The organism is Bacteroides sp. AM44-19, from assembly GCF_003603395.1.
GTDB lineage: Bacteria > Bacteroidota > Bacteroidia > Bacteroidales > Bacteroidaceae > Bacteroides > Bacteroides uniformis.
Genome location: NZ_QTNB01000008.1, coordinates 67,289 through 84,027, shown reverse-complemented (window position 1 = coordinate 84,027; position 16,739 = coordinate 67,289). Strand labels below are relative to the sequence as shown.

The window sequence follows — 16,739 nt, the reverse complement described above, 5'->3', positions numbered from 1 at the left end:
AATGTTCGAAAGAAAGATTATCAACGACCCTGTCTTCGGGTTCATCAACATACCAAAGGGGTTGTTGTACGATGTTGTACGACATCCTCTTTTGCAACGTCTAAACCGTATCAAGCAACTGGGGTTGTCCTCTGTCGTATATCCCGGTGCGCAGCATACACGGTTCCAACACTCTTTGGGAGCCTTCTACCTGATGAGTGAGGCCATCCAGCAACTTGCCACCAAAGGAAACTTTATCTTCGACAGCGAAGCCGAAGCTGTGGAAGCCGCTATCCTGATGCACGACATCGGCCACGGCCCCTTCTCCCACGTACTGGAAAATACCATCGTGCAGGGCGTCTCCCACGAAGACATCTCCTTGATGCTGATGGAACGTATCAACAAGGAAATGAACGGACAGTTGACACTCGCCATTCAAATTTTCAAGGATGAATACCCCAAGCGCTTCCTGCACCAACTGGTAAGCGGGCAACTGGATATGGACCGCCTGGACTACCTGCGCCGCGACAGCTTCTATACCGGAGTGACCGAAGGCAACATTGGCTCCGCCCGCATTATCAAGATGCTGGATGTAAAGGATGACCACCTGGTAGTAGAGTCCAAAGGCATCTATTCTATTGAGAACTTCCTCACCGCCCGCCGCCTGATGTACTGGCAAGTCTATCTGCACAAAACCTCCGTTGCCTACGAGAAAATGCTGATTAGCACCCTGCTCCGCGCCAAGGAACTGGCAAGCCGCGGCATAGACCTCTTTGCCTCACCCGCCTTGAAATTCTTTCTATACAACGACATCAGCCGGGAGGCATTCTACAACAATCCCGAATGTTTGGAGAATTTCATTCAGTTGGACGATAATGACATCTGGACTGCCCTCAAGGTATGGAGCCGCCATTCGGACAAGGTTTTGTCCACCTTGAGCGCCGGCATGATTAACCGAAACATCTTCAAAGTCGAGATTTCTACCGAACCTATTAGTGAGGAACGGAAAAAAGAACTAACTTTGCAAATCAGTGAACAACTGAACATCCCTCTCTCCGAAGCGAGATATTTCATCTCTACCCCCAGCATCGAGAAGAATATGTACGACGAGGCAGATGACAGTATTGACATCCTCTACAACGACGGCAGCATCAAGAATATTGCCGAAGCATCGGATATGCTCAATATCTCTCTTCTGTCCAAGAAAGTAAAAAAGTACTACTTATGCTACCAACGTTTGCATAGATAAGTATAAAATATTCACCTCAGGACAAGGAAATATAAAAAAAAAGTCCGTTATTTGCGTTTTGAAACCATCTAACAAGAATAAGACATGGAGTTCTCTGCTAAACAAATTGCAACATTTATCCAAGGAGAAATTGTTGGAGACGAGAATGCTACCGTTCACACCTTTGCGAAAATCGAAGAGGGAATACCGGGAGCCATCTCCTTTCTATCCAACCCCAAATATACCCCCTACATATACGAAACCCAATCAAGCATTGTTCTGGTAAACAAGGACTTTGTTCCGGAACAAGAAGTGAAAGCCACCCTGATTAAAGTGGACAATGCGTATGAAAGTCTTGCTAAATTGCTAAATCTTTATGAGCAAAGCAAGCCAAAGCGGGTGGGAATTGACTCTCTGGCCTTTGTTGCCGAGACAGCTAAAATTGGCAAGGATGTTTACATTGCGCCTTTTGCCTGCATTGGCGAATACGCAGAGGTGGGAGACAATACGGTCATTCATCCGCACGTCACGATTGGCAGCGGTGCCAAAGTGGGCAATGACTGTATTATTTACGCTAACTCCACCATCTACCACGATTGCCGGGTAGGAAACCACTGCATCCTGCACTCCGGTTGCGTTATCGGTGCAGACGGTTTCGGCTTCGCCCCCACTTCCGAGGGCTATGAAAAAATACCGCAAATAGGTATCACTATCCTGGAAGACCATGTGGAAATCGGTGCCAACACGTGTGTGGACCGTGCTACTATGGGAGCCACCATCGTACATAGCGGTGTGAAACTGGATAATTTGATTCAGGTGGCACACAATGATGAAATAGGCTCCCACACCGTAATGGCGGCGCAAGTAGGTGTAGCAGGTTCTACCAAGATAGGAGAATGGTGCATGTTCGGCGGGCAGGTAGGCATTGCAGGTCATATTCATATTGGCAACAAAGTGAACCTTGGCGCACAGTCTGGTGTTCCCAGTAGCATAAAGGACGGTAGCCAGCTTATCGGTACCCCTCCTATGGAGCTGAAACAATATTTCAAGGCATCCATCGCACAAAGAAGTTTGCCGGAAATGCAAGTGGAACTGCGCCAGCTCCGCAAAGAATTGAATGAACTTAAACAACTATTAAATAAGTAACCAATGTTAAAACAAAAGACTCTAAAAGATAGCTTTTCGCTTAGTGGAAAAGGTCTTCATACGGGACTTGACCTAACCGTTACTTTCAATCCTGCTCCGGATAACCATGGATACAAAATCCAACGTATCGACTTGGAAGGACAGCCTACCTTCGATGCCGTTGCAGACAACGTATCCGAAACTACCCGTGGAACTGTAATCTCCAAAAACGGAGTAAAGGTGAGCACAGTGGAGCATGGTATGGCAGCCCTCTATGCATTGGGTATCGATAACTGCTTGATACAGGTAAACGGACCGGAATTTCCCATTCTGGACGGAAGCGCCCAATATTATGTCAACGAAATAGAGCGCGTAGGCACTGTAGAACAAAATGCCGTAAAAGATTTCTATATCATCAAGTCCAAAATTGAATTCCGTGACGAAACAACCGGCTCTTCCATCATCGTGTTGCCGGACGAGAACTTCAGCTTGAATGTATTGGTATCATACGATTCCAACATCCTCCCCAACCAGTTTGCAACGCTGGAGGACATGACGAAGTTCAAGGATGAAATCGCCGCAAGCCGTACTTTCGTGTTTGTACGCGAAATTGAGCCGTTGCTGCAAGCCGGTCTTATCAAGGGCGGCGACCTTGACAATGCGATTGTTATTTACGAACGCGAAATGTCCCAGGAGAACTATGACAAGCTGGCCGACGTGATGGGTGTTCCTCATATGGACGCCAAACAATTGGGATATATCAACCACAAACCTTTGGTGTGGCCCAATGAATGCGCCCGCCACAAGTTACTTGATGTCATCGGTGACCTGGCCTTGATAGGCAAGCCCATCAAGGGCCGTATCATCGCTACCCGCCCGGGACACACTATCAACAATAAGTTCGCCCGCCAGATGCGCAAGGAAATCCGTTTGCACGAAATACAAGCCCCTACCTACGACTGCAACCGCGAACCGATTATGGATGTAAACCGCATCCGCGAACTTCTGCCTCACCGTTACCCGATGCAATTGGTGGACAAAGTCATAGAAATAGGTGCCAACTACATTGTAGGTGTCAAGAACGTAACTTCCAACGAACCTTTCTTTCAGGGACACTTCCCGCAGGAACCCGTAATGCCCGGTGTGTTGCAGATAGAGGCAATGGCACAGACGGGAGGTTTGCTTGTACTGAATTCAGTGGACGAACCGGAACGTTACTCCACCTACTTCATGAAGATTGACGGTGTGAAATTCCGCCAGAAAGTGGTACCGGGAGACACGCTCATCTTCCGTGTAGAGCTGATGGCCCCCATACGCCGCGGCATCTCCACCATGAAAGGTTATGTGTTCGTAGGCGAAAAGGTGGTCTGCGAAGCAGAGTTTATGGCACAAATAGTTAAGAACAAATAATAAAATTTACGATTAGACTATTTACGATTTACGATTCAAATTACTCGTGAGAATTATCACATTCGGATAAAATCGTATATACAGTAAATCGCAAGTATTCTCAATCGTAAATCGTAAATAGCTAAATCGTAAATAATATGATAAGTCCCTTAGCGTATATTCATCCCGAAGCTAAAATCGGGGAAAACGTAGAGATTGCTCCTTTTGTTTTCATTGACAAGAATGTGGTAATCGGTGATAACAACAAGATTATGGCAAACGCCAACATTCTGTACGGTGCACGCATCGGTAATGGAAACACCATTTTCCCGGGAGCCGTTATCGGTGCCATTCCCCAGGATTTAAAGTTCAGAGGGGAGGAAAGCACTGCTGAAATCGGAGACAACAATATCATACGTGAAAACGTAACTGTCAACCGCGGTACAGCTGCCAAAGGCAGAACCATCGTCGGCAATAACAATCTCCTAATGGAAAGTGTGCACGTGGCGCACGATGCCCTGATAGGCAACGGCTGTATCATTGGCAACTCTACAAAAATGGCGGGTGAAATTGTCATCGACGATTATTCCATCATCAGCGCCAATGTACTGATGCACCAATTCTGCCATGTGGGCGGTTATGGTATGATACAGGGCGGCTGCCGTTTCAGCAAGGACATCCCGCCGTACATCATTGCCGGACGCGAGCCTATCTGCTATGCGGGAATCAATGTGGTAGGGTTACGCCGCCGTGGCTTCTCCAACGAGACCATCGAGAAAATCCATGATGCCTATCGTATTATCTATCAAGGCGGTCTGAACAATACGGATGCCTTGAAGAAAATCGAGGATGAAATGGAAATGACACCGGAAATAAGCTATATCGTAAACTTTATACGTGAATCAGCCCGCGGCATTATCCCCGCAGGAAAATGAAAAACGTATGATTTACACAAAATCAGAAGTCAGAAATCATAAATTATAAATCATCATGATCTACAGATTTACAATCATCTCTGATGAGGTGGACGATTTTGTCAGAGAAATACAGATAGACCCGGAAGCTACCTTTTATGACTTCCATGAAGCGATTCTAAAGTCGGCAGGCTACACCAACGACCAGATGACTTCTTTCTTCATTTGCGATGATGACTGGGAAAAAGAGAAAGAAATTACGCTGGAAGAAATGGACGACAATCCGGAAATGGACAGTTGGGTGATGAAAGAGACCCAGCTGAGCGAACTGGTTGAAGACGAGAAGCAGAAACTTCTCTATGTATTCGATTATATGACTGAACGCTGCTTCTTCATCGAGCTTTCTGAAATCATTACCGGAAAAGAAATGAAAGGCGCCAAATGCACCAAGAAAGCGGGTGAAGCTCCCAAGCAGACCGTTGACTTTGAAGAAATGGCAGCTGCCGGCGGTTCCCTGGATTTGGACGAAAACTTTTACGGCGACCAAGACTTCGATATGGAAGATTTCGACAAAGAGGGTTTCGGCGGTTTGGACGAAGCCGGGAACTCCTTCGAAGAAGAAAAATATTAAACAGACATTATTCCCCTTCAGAAAGGCGCGGATTGTTATGGTTCGCGCCTGAATTTTATACCCGCATGCACACCCTAATCGTACTTATCGGCCCCACCGGAGTAGGCAAAACAGAATTAAGCCTCCGATTGGCAGAACATTTCCATACTTGTATCGTCTCGGCCGATTCGAGACAACTCTATGCAGATTTAAAGATAGGCACGGCTGCCCCTACACCGGAGCAGCTGCAACGGGTACAGCATCACTTCGTCGGTACCCTAAAGCTGACAGACTATTACAGTGCCGCCCAATACGAAGCGGAAGTGATGAAGCTGCTGGAAGACTTGTTTACAAAGCATAACACCATACTGCTGACCGGAGGCTCAATGATGTATGTAGATGCAGTCTGTAAAGGCATTGACGACATTCCGACCGTAGATGCCGATACACGCCAGCTCATGCTGCACAAATACGAAACAGAAGGTCTGGAAAGACTTTGTGCGGAACTTAAGCTGTTGGACCCGGAATATTACAAAATAGTAGATTTGAAAAACCCAAAACGCGTAGTCCATGCTTTGGAAATCTGCTATATGACGGGCAAGACCTACACTTCCTTCCGCACCCAACAAAAGAAAGAACGCCCCTTCCGTATTATCAAAATAGGATTAACGCGTGACCGGGAAGAGCTTTATGAACGCATCAACTGCCGGGTGGACCAAATGGTGGAAGAGGGTTTGGTGGAAGAAGCGCGCATGGTCTATCCGCATAAAAGTCTAAATTCCCTGAATACAGTAGGCTACAAAGAAATATTCAAGTACCTGGACGGCGAATGGACATTACCCTTTGCCATTGAGAAGATAAAGCAGAACTCACGCATCTATTCCCGTAAGCAAATGACCTGGTTCAAACGGGACGAGGAAATCCGCTGGTTCCACCCGGAGCAGGAAAGGGAAATACTGGAATACTGTCATTGCTCCATCAAAGGCGTATAAGCCTTTCGGACAAGTGCTTCCACATCTTGATAAAGCTTCTGCATTTCTTGAGAATCAATGCTTCCTTGCTGTCTCCAACTGTCCAACAATGGGCATGTACGGCGAAACACCTCCGCCTCCACCGGAACAAGCTGTTGCATATAGCCGTTATTCTCCATATTGTACAGTTTTTCCCAATTCAGATAACGATTGGTTCCCATCCCCTGATTGTAACAGAAGACATTATTGGAAAGCCGGAGTGACCAATCACTGAGCGGAGCGGCAGCACACGCCTTGTCCCAACATACCATCGAAAGCAGAAATTTATCCGCATCCTTCACCCAAAGTGGCACGGCAATGCCCGTAGGAGGATATCCCAGCATTGTCCACATCGTAGTAAGTTCCGCCTTCTCACCCGGTTTTACGCCCTGCACCACAATGGAACAAGAAGTGCTGTTACGGGGAATAAAATCCTGGTCGACAAACCAACCGGAACCTTGCGGGCGATTAAACTTCCCGCTCCTCAAATCAATATCGAGCATGCCATTGCGAAACGAACGTGAAAGATCATTGAAGATACCCTGTGGCGTAATTCCCCCCATTGCAGAAGCTCTCATCAGTACCCGGTCTGCCTCCATATAGCGTACATAACCCGCTCCCCGGTTCACCTCACCGGCAAAAGAAAAGTTCGTACGGGCAATGTAACCGTAAGGAGCATCCTTCGGATCATTGGCATCATACATCGTATATTTATAGTAATCCACCTCAAACATGGCGGCACCGCCTTTGGCATCAATCACGCCAAAATTGGCTTCTATCAGGCTGGGCTTGGTGATGGTATCAAGAAAATGGCAGAAGTCCTCCACCGTGGCACAAACCTCCAAAGCACGGTAGATAATCCTCCCGTTGGCTGCCCCCCGTTCTTCCCCATCTTTCACTTCCACCAGATTGTAGGATTGGGTGTTCATCAAGGCAAAACCAACGGAGTTTGTACCCATCCATGCCTCTTTCAAGGCAGGAAAGTTAGCACTATTCACATCGGCAATGAAGTTATACTTCTCCCCTTTTATATAAGCAACATGATTTCGCAGATAGTCCGTATCACGGTTTTTCCATAGCAACGGACGGCCGTCAGGAGTAACCTTTCCAGAAACGACGGCAGATGTACAAGCCAGAACCGGCTCAGCAGTGAGTGCCGCAAGCAGTCCCAATATTAAAAAAAGATGTTTTATCATAACCTTCCCCTTCCTTAGATTTATATTCGCAAAGGTATGATAATCTGTGAAAGAGCAAAAGAAATCCTCTGAAATCCTTATCCCCTATTCATCAAGAAAGAATTATTCGCTGACAAGTTTCTGCAACTTATCCTGCATATACCGAAGTTTCGCAGTTCCAGTACCTTGTTCTATATGGCGGATAATGCCTTTCTTATCCACCAGTATAGTGACCGGCATACCGCTCACATGAAAGGTCTCGAAGAAAAACAAGTCATCGGCTATCTGGGTAAAGAGAAAAGGACGGCTCTCTACAATTTTCTTTATTTGTGCAGCACTGTCAAAAGTCGTAGCAAGATAGGTTACATCAGGATAGACTTCCATCCATTTGTTCAGCTCCGGCATTTCACGGATACAAGGACCACAGCCGGTATACCAGAAGTTCAGGACCATAGGACGTCCCGTCACATCGGTATTGCTCCACTCCTTCCCTTCCGTATCTTTCACTTTAAAATCCGGGAAAGCCTTCCCTATCCATTCTTCCTTCTTCAAAGTCTGCACGGCACCGCTTATCGGCCATTTCTTCCCCATCCCTCCGCGGTAACTCATCAAGAAGGCTTCCGCACCAAGGACCTCTTCGGCAGGAGTGGCGTATTTTCTTACATCCTCAGGCAGCGCAAAGCCTTTGCGCAAACGGAGTTCCGTAACCTCGTGTCCCACGCCGTCCTCATGTGTAATGAAGGTTGCCACATTGTCCGAACTCACACAAGGCGGCATGCCTTCGAAGAAAAGCCCGTCCACCAAATAATATTTCTTACCGGCTGTCTGGGCAGAGCAAAGCCCTGCCCCCACAGCTATCAGAATTAGAAACAAAGAGAGAATTTTCTTTATCATAGTTGTTAGAGACTATTCATTTTTTAGTGTAATCGTAAGCTTGGGTCGTGCCTTCACTTTGCCGGTAGCCATGCCTATATACGAAGCAACCAATACAGCATCCTTAGAAGGTACAGAAAGGACAAAATTACCATTGACATCGGTAACGCTTCCCGTAGTGGTACCTTCTATCAGAACAGCCGCACCAATAATAGGCTCGCCCTGCTCATCCACCACTTTGCCTTCCACTTTCATATTACCTTGAACGGAAGTCTTTTCTACAGCTTTAGTTTTTTTAGTAGCAATGTAAATCTCACCTTTTCCACCTGCCTCTTTCTTCACCTCAATGCTCTCAATATTCTCCGCAGGTATTAAATCATCGATAGTTTTAGTACCCAAATCAACCTTTTCTCCATCAATATAAATAGTCTTCGTTAAATCAAGACTACCGTTATGCTGTACTTTAGCGTTCTCTGTCACCTCTTTATCCCGACGGATAACTATACCTGGAGTTCCTTGTTTCAAGGTTATCAAAAGAACACCATTCTTTCCCTTTTCTCCATATAATTCCGTGGCAGATTTATCTTTCAAAACCGTTACACGCTCTATCTTATTAGGATCCAATGCACTCATGACAGATGGCGTCACCTCTTTTCCATCCACAATATACAGTGGTTCTTTCCCATTACCTGCATATCCTTCAACTGTAATACCATTGGCAGAAGAAGTTTTCTCAAGTTTGTCATCATCCAAACTGAACATCACCGGAACCGTATATTTCACCGCCACCGGCTGCCCCTTCTGTCTCCCTGGTTTCCACTTCGGCATATTACTTATCAAACGCAACGCTTCAGCATCCATATCCTTATCTACAGAACGGAGAAGTTTCGGTTCCTTGATACTTCCATCTTTATCCACCACAAATTGGACAGTCACACGCCCTTGCGTACCTTTCTCTTTGGCAGATGCCGGATAGCGCATATTGTCTTTCAGATAACTCATAAGAGCACTCATTCCACCTCCAGGAAATTCCGGCATCTCCTCTGCCACCTCGAAGACCAGAGTTCCCTTCAACCGCTTGCGGACTTCCGCCGGTACATACTTCACATCGGCAGGCTTCGTAGTGTCACCTGCACTTTCCGCCACTTTTGTTTCTACAATTGCAGCCAAATCGTTAACTTTGACGCTTGAAATCTTCTCCACTTTATCGGAGACTTCGGGACGGGCAAAAGCTGTCACTGCAATGGCAGCTACCGGAAGTACATAAAGATACTTCAAACGTGCCCACGGGCTTGATTTTTCTTTTAACATCATAGTGATACGTTTTTTAAGTTTACTGTGATTAAAGCTGTTGGCCATAGAGTAGAGCCTTGTGCCGACAGCTTTTTTTATTAATAATAGTTGATACTGTTTTGCATCCACACCCTCCTTTATCACCGTTTCATCCGCTTCAAACTCATGGATATTCTGCAATTCCTGCTTCAGGAGCCATGATGCCGGATTGAACCACTGAAAGAAAATGCAGACATCAGCCACCAGCAAGTCCCAGGAATGGCGGTTATGGATATGGGCAAGCTCGTGGATAAGGATTTCCCGTCCGTTCTCCTCCAAGTCTTTCCGTGAAATGACAATATATCCCATCCAACTGAACGGAGCGATGTCACAGTTGTGTACAATCAAAGTAACGCGCTCTTTCCTGCCCGGTAAGTAGCTGCCGATATCCTCTTTTTTACCCGATTTCAGCAACATCAGTAACCGTACCAACGAATATACGTTGCGGAAGGCAAAGAAAACGATTCCTGCCAGATAGACAAGCAGCGCCACTTGTATCCAGGTGACTGTTGCCGTTTCAGTCCTTGCTCCGGCCTCAGTGGCATTCACTGCATCCGCCATCATCAGCAACTGCTCCAATGTCAGCATCGTCTGGTGCACTTCCGTCTCCTGCTTCACACTTACCTCTACCAAAGGCAATAGGCAGGACAACAGCAAAATGCCCAACAATGAAAAACGGTTGAAACGATGAAACGTCTCGCGTGCCAGCAACAAGCGATAAAACAAATAGAATATCGCCAGGCAAACAGAAGATTTGAGTATATAAACAAAAAACAGACCCATGGTATTATTTACTATTTAGGGATTTACGATTTACTATTTACAGTTACTTGGTCAGTTCATTCCGTAGCATCTCCACTCCGGGAAATCCGGTTGCTTTGTAGGAAATATCTCCTTCACGGTTCACGACGAAATAGGTCGGGATACCCGGATATTCGTACAGCTTTGCCAATGCCGTACTTTGCTCATTGCTAATGCGACAGTGAATACCGGGTATATCCGGTATCATTACTTTCCATTTTCCTTCAGGAGATGTTTCGTCGACAATATATAGATAAACCACCTCTTTCAGCTCCTCTTTCAACGGTTTCAGGCTTTTCATGGCCCGCATACAAGGACCACACCAGGTGTTCCACATATCCACCAGTACCATCTTGCCACGATAAGGACGAGTAATGACCTGCAACAAACTGTCTGCCGCTACCTCCTTTTCCACCTCAACAATCTTATATCCGGTCTTTCCCTTAGTAGCTTCCAACTCTGATTTCAGTTCGGCTTCAATCCTCCCGTTTCTCATCAGGAACAATTGCCTGAGGTCGGGAGAAGCGATGCTGTCCACCGTCCGACGCTCTTCCTCAGTCAAAGGCATGTACTTGCTCAGATTACGGGAAGCACGCCCGGCAAGAAGCATGTCCGGCCAAAGAGGGTCTTGCACAAACTTATCCCGGAAATTTCCGGTAGCGGTCTTCACAAAGTCCGTATAATAATTGTAATATTTCTGTTCGGGGGTATGCAGAATATCCAGTTGCAGTATTTCCTTGAAGTATGAGGTACTGTCCACCGTCATGTCCGCCCTTTTCACCCCCTTCCTGCCCGAAAACATCGGGGCATAACTAAGGTTACTCTTGTAATTATAGATAAGGCTGAACAGATTCATATCCAGATTTGCCCGGATATAAGTACGGCAAGCCTGGCTCATATCCTTGTTTTTTACAAGTTTCTTTTGCACATCTTCATAATGCCTGAACAGATACTTTTTATATGCCTGCGGAGTCATCCCACAAATATCTGCATAAAAATCATCAGTTCCCGATAAGCTTTTCATTTCACCGAACCGCAGCAACTCGGTATTCAGACCGGCATAGTCTCCTTCAAACCAAACACGGCTATCCGTTACACCATCCCTTTTCCGGCTTAAAAGACGGCTTTGCGAATAGAATATTTCAGGCAGATTGATTGTGACATCCAGTTCTCCACCCGGAACGAGAAACAATTCTATTTTCGAACGGGATATCCACAGCGTAGCACCGCTCGGCAACAGCACCTCCGTCTCATAGCGGAACGTGCCATCCTCCGCTATCTTCAAGTCCTTACCGGTGAAATACATGAAGAACCAAGGCGAGTCATAGTAGCGTAACGTCACTCCATACTCTGGTTTATACCCCAATATCCGCCCCTTTATGACAGTCTTTCCCACATTCAGTTCCGGTCCGGGCAATGGCAAAACCTCATCCGGTTTCTTATTCCGCAAACGTTCGGGAATATCCACCCGAGGTTTCTCTCCGTTGAGCTGTATACCATAAATTATCCATCCTTCATCACTACCCGGCATCTCTACGAAATCAAAGCTCTCAGTATCCATCGGAAGCGGACTAAACTTCAAAACAGCAGCCATTTCACCGGAAGCGGGAATATGCGTCCACTCATCCCTGGCAAAACCGGTATTTCCCAAATATCCGTAATCCTTTCCGGATGCCCGCAACACAGCTGTCGAATCAATCCTGACCTTATCGCCCTGCATACCATAAAGCCTTACCGCCAGCCAGGTCGTATCTTTTCCAAGCGTCACTTGCTCCACTTCAATGCTACGCGTATTGCATGCCATGAAATAGGGTACCTCTACGATTTTCTTTGCCTGCAATCCGCAGCAAATACTTACCAGCAGCAAACAAACCAATCCGATATTTTTCATAAGCCAGAGTTATTAGAGTCTCAACAATCTCAGTCCCTTCCCTTTTCCACGTCTTGTATCAACTGCTTCAATTCTTCCAAGGATATATCCTCTTCCTTCACCAAAGACGACACTGCGCTGAGGTAGGAATTATTGAAATATTTACTGATAACGTTCTTCAGTGTCCGCTTGCGAAAATCCTCCTCGCTGACCACCGCATAATACTGATAGGTGTTACCATATGTATGATGGCTCAGGAATCCCTTATCCTCCAATCCCCTCACAATGGTGGACAAAGTATTGAAATGGGGTTTCGGCTCTTCATAGAATGCCAGCATTTCCTTCACAAACAAGGGTCCTTTTTCCCAGAAAAAGCCCATGATTTCTTCTTCTTTTGCAGTCAATCCTTTCATAACATTCTTTGTTTTCTGCAAATAACTAAATTATTTAGTTCAAAAACTAATTTCTCTCGTTAAATAAAACTAAAGCTTTTAGTTTATCCGGCAAACACCACTCTCCAACCATCTCCCGACAAGCAAAATACCTACTAATAGCGATTGCAGTTCTCGGATAAAAGCCGTTACTTTGCGCACGAATTAAAGAATTAAAAACAATAACATACAATGAATGAGCAACATAAGTACCGCTCCACGGACAAGATGAGTGACCTCATCTGTGACAATTACTCCTTATTAATGGTGATGAGCCGCTTCGGACTGTCATTAGGATTCGGAGACAAGAGCGTGAAGGACGTCTGCGAAGCGCAAGGCGTAGATTGCCCCACATTCCTCGCCGTAGCCAACTTTATCAGCGAAGAACAATACTCTTACAGCGGCAATGAAAGTGACTTTTCCATTCCCGCCCTTATGGATTATCTGAAGCGTGCCCACACGTATTTCCTCGACTTCAACCTGCCGGCCATCCGCCGCAAACTCATCGAAGCCATCGATTGTTCCAGTACAAACGATGTAGCCTACCTCATCCTGAAGTTCTTCGATGAATATGCCAAGGAGGTACGCCGCCACATGGAATATGAAAACCAGGCCGTATTCACCTATGTAGAGCAATTGCTCCAAGGCAGACTATCGGACGAATACAACATCGCCACTTTTGCCAGCAAACATAATCAGATAGACACCAAACTGAAAGAGCTGAAGAACATCATCATCAAATACTACCCGGAAAAGGAGAACAACAATCTCCTGAATGCGGTCTTGTTCGATATATTCAACTGCGAACAAGACCTTGCCACCCACTGCCAGGTAGAAGATTATATGTTTGTTCCCGCCGTAGCGCAAATAGAAAGGAAACTGAAAAATGAACAATAATACTTCTTTGAAGATTGTCATTGCAGAAACTTCGGTCATCATCCGGAGTGGTCTGACGGCTGTTTTGAAGCGTATTCCCAACTTGAATGCACACCCTATTGAAGTTTCTTCTCCGGAATCGCTGCAAAACTACATTCACATGCATCCGGCAGACATTATCATCATCAACCCCACTTTCGGTGGCTGGTTCGACCTGCCCGCCTTCAAGGCAGAACACGGAAAATCCGGTATCAAGTACATTGCTATGGTATGCTCCGTCATCGACAACAACATATTGAAGGAATATGACGAGAACTTCGCCATGTGCGATGACGTAGATGTCATCGCCTCCAAAATCAACCACTTGCTACACACCGAGGAGGAAGAAGAAAAAGACAGCGAACAAGAAACCCTGAGCCAGCGCGAAAAGGAAATCATCACCTGCGTTGTGAAGGGCATGACCAACAAAGCCATCGCCGACAAACTCTACCTCTCCATCCATACTGTCATTACCCATCGCCGTAACATTGCACGCAAACTGCAGATACATTCTCCGGCAGGGCTCACCATCTACGCTATTGTCAACAAGCTGGTAGAATTGAGCGACATCAAGGACTCTCTATAAGATTCTTCCGGCAACCGTTTCCCTACCCGCTGCGGCCTATAGGGAAAAACCGGATGAATCCCTTGCAAAAGTATGCTCCTCCATACGGGAAAAGCCCTCTGCCTATTGATTAAGGTTTATCTTGTGCCTGAAGACAAAGCTCATCCCCTATGTCATCCCTCCCCATCCTATGACTCTTTATGCCCCACAAGTATCCTTATCCAACCTTACCCACAGTATCCGTCACGCCATACACAAATCCCCGCTTCACGATATCACATCGGGAAGCGGGGATCCTTTTATCTTCATAAAAGTGGTTACGTAATTATGACTAACTAATTCATTCAAATCTGATGTTGCAAAGATAAGGCATCGGCAGACAGTACGCAATCACTTAAATTAGGTATAATAAAACAAGTCAGTCATCATAAATAGGTAGAACCACCCACAAATCAGGCATTGGCATAGCTGTGCATTCCTCCAAGGATGTAGTTCACCCCGAAATAGGTCATCAGGACTGTCAGAAAGGCGGCAACCATATAGATATGGAAGAATAACGGACTGCGGAAAATGCGCAGGCTGCGCGCATGGAACGCCGCTCCATAAACCATAAAGGTAATCAGCGCCCATACTTCCTTCGGGTCCCAAGCCCAATAACGCCCCCAAGAAGCATTGGCCCAAACCGCACCCAGAAAAATGCCGGCTCCCAAAAAGAAAACGGCGGGATAAAGCAGCAATCGGCTGAGCAGCATCAACATCCGAGCTGAACGGCGAAGACACAATGCCAGTATGCCGTTCAGCATCATAAAGGCAAACAAAGCATAAGACATCATTATCAACGACACATGCGTACTGAGCCACGGAGAAACGAGCACGGGTATCAAGGGAGTGATTTGGGGATTCATCTGTCCCAAATAGGACACCAGTAAGGCAAAACCGGACAGCAAAAAACCGAAAGGCACCATAAACGGGAAGCGCCGCCGAAACAGACAAGCCAGGAACAGCGCACACAATGCCATGAACTGCATCGTTTCGTATCCGTTGCCCAACGGTATTCGCCCACCGATGTACCACCTCAGGCCATACCCGAAGAGCTGAAAGAGAAACGCCGCATAAAGAGAAAACGGGAAAAAAGTATCTGCCAAACGCGAAGAGAAAGAGAGCGCTACAATCCTACCGGAAGAGTCTGACAATGCCGACGAACGGCGCAGGCCGCGATACAGCAGACGGAAGAAAGCCAGCATCCCCACCGTAAGGTTGAACATGAACAGCAATTTGCTGAAAGGAATACGGTTATACAGCAATTCGGCTTGTATTTTAGTATCGGAAACAGGCTCCACACTCCCGTCTTCCGGCAAAGGACGAATCAATGTACCATTTTGGAGCATCAAAATCAGTCCCACCTTTTCATCCGCCTCTACAATGGCCTTTTCCAGAGAAGTCATTTTCTGATGATGGTCTTGCTTCCCCTTCCAGAACTTCTGCAAGCGATACTTCTCACCGTCGAACAAATCAGCCAGACATGCATAGGGTATCTCCAAATGAAGCAGGCGACGGAGTGCCTCGTTTTTGATATAAATCATCGGCTCATTCTGCCAAACTTCCGGACGCAGAAGCCATCCACCAATCACCTGCTCCGGCGTCATGCCTCCATAAGACGGTTTTCCCGTCAGTTTCAGTACAAAATCGCGCGCAAGGGTATTGAAAGGAACCACACGGTCATTATAAATCACCTGCTTACGGGCGAGACTATCCGCCTGCTTGCGTGCCAGTGCCGGAAGGCTTCTCTTCTGCGCATGTACCCCACTTCCCAGACACAGCAACAATAGAACAAACATTCCTCCCTTCTTCAACAACGGATGCCTCAGCAGCCTGCGGAACTCTCCACCCCGGCTGACCAGCATCCAGAGCATGGAGACACCTAACAAGAAGTATCCACTATAGGTAACCCCTATCCCCCACGGGTCATAATTCACTGTCAGCCAGCTCCCCTGCATATCCTCATCAAAGGAAGACTGATAAAAGCGGAACCCCTGCCGTGAAAGAATACGGTTCATGGAGACGGGCGTCTCACCGTGAATATAGCTGATATAATCTGCAGGAGCATCCGTACCCGGATAGTACTCAATCCGGAAACTGTCCAGACGTAAGGTGAACGGTAACTCTACAACCTGCCTGCCGTCTTGTTCCAAAAAGCAGTTCACCTCACTGCCGACAGTAAGATGCACATATCCTTTTCGGCCACAAAGAAACGTAGTCATGGCTCCCGCCAAAATCACGAGGAAGGAGCCATGCAACAACAACGTCGGGAGACGCCGCCACAACCGCTGTCTTACAAGCACAACAACAGTCATCGCAGCAAGGGCTCCCCACAAACAACAGAACCAAATCGTATGATAAACATGCTTTTCTACAAAATCCGTACTGTATGTCTGCTCTACAAACGTAGTTGCAGCAAGTAAGAGCAGCAAACAACCATAAACAGCTATGAGAAACTTTTTCAATTAAGAGCTATCAATTAA

At 46.5% G+C, this 16,739-nt stretch carries 14 protein-coding genes; 8 read left to right on the top strand and 6 right to left on the bottom strand.

All coding sequences use genetic code 11. From position 1 onward, the window contains the following. Position 1 precedes the first annotated feature (1 nt). The 6 genes from DW947_RS13245 (at position 2) to miaA (ending at position 6,237) form a co-directional block, all read left to right on the top strand. Positions 2 to 1,228, top strand: coding sequence for an HD domain-containing protein (locus DW947_RS13245; RefSeq protein ID WP_005835351.1), 1,227 nt, complete (start codon positions 2 to 4; stop codon positions 1,226 to 1,228). Positions 1,229 to 1,312: 84 nt separating this feature from the next. Continuing rightward, positions 1,313 to 2,353 carry a UDP-3-O-(3-hydroxymyristoyl)glucosamine N-acyltransferase gene (gene lpxD / locus DW947_RS13240; protein ID WP_005823705.1) on the top strand — a complete coding sequence of 347 codons (1,041 nt, stop codon included), beginning with the start codon at positions 1,313 to 1,315 and terminating at the stop codon, positions 2,351 to 2,353. A gap of 3 nt (positions 2,354 to 2,356) precedes the next feature. Beyond that, a complete protein-coding gene (locus DW947_RS13235; RefSeq protein ID WP_005823709.1) occupies positions 2,357 to 3,742 on the top strand; it encodes a bifunctional UDP-3-O-[3-hydroxymyristoyl] N-acetylglucosamine deacetylase/3-hydroxyacyl-ACP dehydratase in 1,386 nt (461 codons plus the stop codon). A gap of 137 nt (positions 3,743 to 3,879) precedes the next feature. Next, positions 3,880 to 4,656, top strand: coding sequence for an acyl-ACP--UDP-N-acetylglucosamine O-acyltransferase (gene lpxA, locus DW947_RS13230; RefSeq protein WP_009037103.1), 777 nt, complete (start codon positions 3,880 to 3,882; stop codon positions 4,654 to 4,656). Positions 4,657 to 4,711: 55 nt separating this feature from the next. Continuing rightward, positions 4,712 to 5,266: an IS1096 element passenger TnpR family protein gene (locus DW947_RS13225; RefSeq protein WP_057282010.1), complete on the top strand. Its 555-nt coding sequence runs from the start codon at positions 4,712 to 4,714 to the stop codon at positions 5,264 to 5,266. A gap of 65 nt (positions 5,267 to 5,331) precedes the next feature. Then, a complete protein-coding gene (miaA, locus tag DW947_RS13220; protein ID WP_087333005.1) occupies positions 5,332 to 6,237 on the top strand; it encodes a tRNA (adenosine(37)-N6)-dimethylallyltransferase MiaA in 906 nt (301 codons plus the stop codon). Here miaA and DW947_RS13215 read toward each other — a convergent pair. The 5 genes from DW947_RS13215 to DW947_RS13195 all read right to left on the bottom strand — a co-directional run bounded on the left by DW947_RS13215 (position 6,213) and on the right by DW947_RS13195 (position 12,719). Next, positions 6,213 to 7,451 carry a carcinine hydrolase/isopenicillin-N N-acyltransferase family protein gene (locus DW947_RS13215; protein WP_117958573.1) on the bottom strand — a complete coding sequence of 413 codons (1,239 nt, stop codon included), beginning with the start codon at positions 7,449 to 7,451 and terminating at the stop codon, positions 6,213 to 6,215. The two genes, miaA and DW947_RS13215, sit on opposite strands and share 25 nt — an antisense overlap. A 102-nt stretch (positions 7,452 to 7,553) precedes the next feature. After that, positions 7,554 to 8,324 carry a TlpA family protein disulfide reductase gene (locus tag DW947_RS13210; RefSeq protein ID WP_087332957.1) on the bottom strand — a complete coding sequence of 257 codons (771 nt, stop codon included), beginning with the start codon at positions 8,322 to 8,324 and terminating at the stop codon, positions 7,554 to 7,556. Between the two features lie 12 nt (positions 8,325 to 8,336). Further along, on the bottom strand, positions 8,337 to 10,418 hold the full coding sequence (locus DW947_RS13205) for a M56 family metallopeptidase (RefSeq protein WP_117958574.1): 2,082 nt from the start codon (positions 10,416 to 10,418) through the stop codon (positions 8,337 to 8,339). Between the two features lie 43 nt (positions 10,419 to 10,461). Further along, on the bottom strand, positions 10,462 to 12,327 hold the full coding sequence (locus DW947_RS13200) for a TlpA family protein disulfide reductase (protein ID WP_005835342.1): 1,866 nt from the start codon (positions 12,325 to 12,327) through the stop codon (positions 10,462 to 10,464). A gap of 29 nt (positions 12,328 to 12,356) precedes the next feature. Further along, entirely contained in the window at positions 12,357 to 12,719 is a 363-nt protein-coding gene (locus DW947_RS13195; RefSeq protein WP_005823785.1) for a BlaI/MecI/CopY family transcriptional regulator, read from the bottom strand. 210 nt (positions 12,720 to 12,929) lie between these two features. Between DW947_RS13195 and DW947_RS13190 the strand changes: the two genes are divergently transcribed. Both DW947_RS13190 and DW947_RS13185 read left to right on the top strand, forming a co-directional pair. Next, a complete protein-coding gene (locus tag DW947_RS13190) occupies positions 12,930 to 13,634 on the top strand; it encodes a hemerythrin domain-containing protein (protein WP_005835338.1) in 705 nt (234 codons plus the stop codon). Then, positions 13,624 to 14,238, top strand: coding sequence for a response regulator transcription factor (locus tag DW947_RS13185; protein WP_005823789.1), 615 nt, complete (start codon positions 13,624 to 13,626; stop codon positions 14,236 to 14,238). Before DW947_RS13190 ends, DW947_RS13185 begins: the two co-directional genes overlap by 11 nt. Positions 14,239 to 14,669: 431 nt before the next feature. Here DW947_RS13185 and ccsA read toward each other — a convergent pair whose 3' ends face one another. After that, the gene (ccsA, locus tag DW947_RS13180) at positions 14,670 to 16,721 is read right to left on the bottom strand and encodes a cytochrome c biogenesis protein CcsA (RefSeq protein ID WP_117962653.1); all 2,052 of its coding nucleotides are present in this window, start codon (positions 16,719 to 16,721) and stop codon (positions 14,670 to 14,672) included. Positions 16,722 to 16,739 lie beyond the last annotated feature (18 nt).

What these genes read in the sequence shown, in the direction of transcription:
- DW947_RS13245 (WP_005835351.1), top strand. Translation starts at nt 2, where the DNA reads ATGTTCGAAAGAAAGATTATCAACGACCCTGTCTTCGGGTTCATCAAC.
- lpxD (WP_005823705.1), top strand. Translation starts at nt 1,313, where the DNA reads ATGGAGTTCTCTGCTAAACAAATTGCAACATTTATCCAAGGAGAAATT.
- DW947_RS13235 (WP_005823709.1), top strand. Translation starts at nt 2,357, where the DNA reads ATGTTAAAACAAAAGACTCTAAAAGATAGCTTTTCGCTTAGTGGAAAA.
- lpxA (WP_009037103.1), top strand. Translation starts at nt 3,880, where the DNA reads ATGATAAGTCCCTTAGCGTATATTCATCCCGAAGCTAAAATCGGGGAA.
- DW947_RS13225 (WP_057282010.1), top strand. Translation starts at nt 4,712, where the DNA reads ATGATCTACAGATTTACAATCATCTCTGATGAGGTGGACGATTTTGTC.
- miaA (WP_087333005.1), top strand. Translation starts at nt 5,332, where the DNA reads ATGCACACCCTAATCGTACTTATCGGCCCCACCGGAGTAGGCAAAACA.
- DW947_RS13215 (WP_117958573.1), bottom strand. Translation starts at nt 7,451, where the DNA reads ATGATAAAACATCTTTTTTTAATATTGGGACTGCTTGCGGCACTCACT.
- DW947_RS13210 (WP_087332957.1), bottom strand. Translation starts at nt 8,324, where the DNA reads ATGATAAAGAAAATTCTCTCTTTGTTTCTAATTCTGATAGCTGTGGGG.
- DW947_RS13205 (WP_117958574.1), bottom strand. Translation starts at nt 10,418, where the DNA reads ATGGGTCTGTTTTTTGTTTATATACTCAAATCTTCTGTTTGCCTGGCG.
- DW947_RS13200 (WP_005835342.1), bottom strand. Translation starts at nt 12,327, where the DNA reads ATGAAAAATATCGGATTGGTTTGTTTGCTGCTGGTAAGTATTTGCTGC.
- DW947_RS13195 (WP_005823785.1), bottom strand. Translation starts at nt 12,719, where the DNA reads ATGAAAGGATTGACTGCAAAAGAAGAAGAAATCATGGGCTTTTTCTGG.
- DW947_RS13190 (WP_005835338.1), top strand. Translation starts at nt 12,930, where the DNA reads ATGAATGAGCAACATAAGTACCGCTCCACGGACAAGATGAGTGACCTC.
- DW947_RS13185 (WP_005823789.1), top strand. Translation starts at nt 13,624, where the DNA reads ATGAACAATAATACTTCTTTGAAGATTGTCATTGCAGAAACTTCGGTC.